The sequence below is a fragment of the Saliphagus sp. LR7 genome, from assembly GCF_003344565.1.
Taxonomy (GTDB): domain Archaea; phylum Halobacteriota; class Halobacteria; order Halobacteriales; family Natrialbaceae; genus Saliphagus; species Saliphagus infecundisoli.
The window spans coordinates 1-1,612 of the sequence record NZ_QPND01000065.1; the positions used below are offsets into that span (position 1 = coordinate 1).

The window sequence follows — 1,612 nt, forward strand, 5'->3', positions numbered from 1 at the left end:
TCGGGTGACGGCGCTCTCACTGACGTGAGACCGCCGTCTTTGTTCGACTCACTGAATCCATTACGCTGATCTCGGTCATTTTTCTCCAGAAATCGAGTCAGAAACCAGGAGCGATGGGAACTACCGACAGTGGCGATGACTGTGAGTGCCGCGAGAAATCCGAGATAGAGGAGGCCGCCGTTCGACGTCACGCGTGCGAAGACGAGAACAGCGAACGGAGCGAGGAGAATGGCGACGTAGAGGCCAGCGACGATTGCATATGACGCATCCGGAGACTCTGCGTTCGGCTGGCCCAGTCCGGTCTCCGTTCGCGTTTCCATGGCAGAATTTGTATACAAGGTCACAAAAATATGTTGCTCAGTTAGTGGGATTTCAGCCAGCAACACATCGAGTCGTGACCCACCGAAACGCGGCAGTTGTATTATGCCGATTGGACCAGTTATCGGAACATACAGGAAACTCTCATGCGATTAGATCTCTGAGTTTATCTCACAGGAAATCTAAAGACAGCACGTGTCTGACGGAGAAGACGACCAAATAGATCCGGATAAGATGCTCTGGGGATTGCGTTCGGACCGCTACTAGGAGTCGCTCTTGGACTTGCACTGGGTGATATCGCGATAGATATTTCGATTGGGATGGGTCTCGGTATCTCTCTCGGTGTCGTGTGGGGCCTCACGTAGTGAACTGCCACATGCGAACTTGAACAGCTGATGCTGTGCTCGAAGCTCACGGTAACGCGTCAGTTGGATTACCCCGATCGAACCACTTAGCGTTACGTACAGGGACTACTGACAACCCCCTACTCAGTTTTTCGAGCGATGTACAGGAAGGCTGTTCCACAGGAGAGGAACTGATTGGTTTCATCGAGGCCTCTCATTTCCTGCTCCCATCCATCGATTTCAGCGTCGTCAAATGTATCGCTCTCCTCAAGAAATCGTCGTTGTACAGTAATGCGCTCCACTTGATCGTTAATCTCAGTTTGTATTTTTGCACGAGGGATGATATCTTCAATCCTGAACCCGGCCTCGGGAAGCAACCCAACGAGACGCGTCCCGAGCTGCCTTCCAGCCATTTTGGAGCGAAAAACCTCGTCAGCACGTTTCATCTGATCAGTCGGGGTGTGCTTGATGTGCGCTCGCTTGTCCCCGGCGGTGACAGCCACTCGCCCATTTCGCTTGAGGACGCGGTGAAGTTCGTCTAATGCCGACTCGACATCTGTAATTTGGGAGAAAACTTGTTTGGCGATCGCGAGGTCGTAGCTCTCGTCCGCCACTGGCAAGTCAGTAATATCCCCCTGCTTGAAAGATACCTGCGGGAAATCGCTACATCGATCTCTGGCCGTAGTCAGAACCTCTTCATTGAGATCGATGCCAGTGATATGCCCTTCCTCAGTAATTTGTTGCGCCAGAGCCGTGGTCTCGAACCCGGGCCCACACCCTACGGAAAGGACCGATTCATCAGACCGCAACGATAATTGATCAACGCTCATCTCGATAGATCGTAACACCAATTCCGCTGGCGGATCACATACCGACCAACGATGGACGAGGAGTCTGCCCGGGTCTTCCTTCCACCACGTGATCGATGTTTCGAACGTCTCCGTCTCGCC

2 protein-coding genes are annotated in these 1,612 nt (G+C 52.8%); both read right to left on the reverse strand.

Translation table 11 applies throughout. The annotated features are described in order from the left end of the window. Window positions 1–320: hypothetical protein (locus DVH23_RS24915; RefSeq protein ID WP_232833913.1), on the reverse strand; the 320-nt coding region annotated here is incomplete at its 3' end. Between the two features lie 482 nt (window positions 321–802). Continuing rightward, a complete protein-coding gene (locus DVH23_RS23165) occupies window positions 803–1,492 on the reverse strand; it encodes a methyltransferase domain-containing protein (protein ID WP_157972600.1) in 690 nt (229 codons plus the stop codon). Window positions 1,493–1,612 lie beyond the last annotated feature (120 nt).

Excerpts from the sequence above, each read along its gene's own strand:
- DVH23_RS23165 (WP_157972600.1), bottom strand. The coding sequence starts at position 1,492 with ATGAGCGTTGATCAATTATCGTTGCGGTCTGATGAATCGGTCCTTTCC.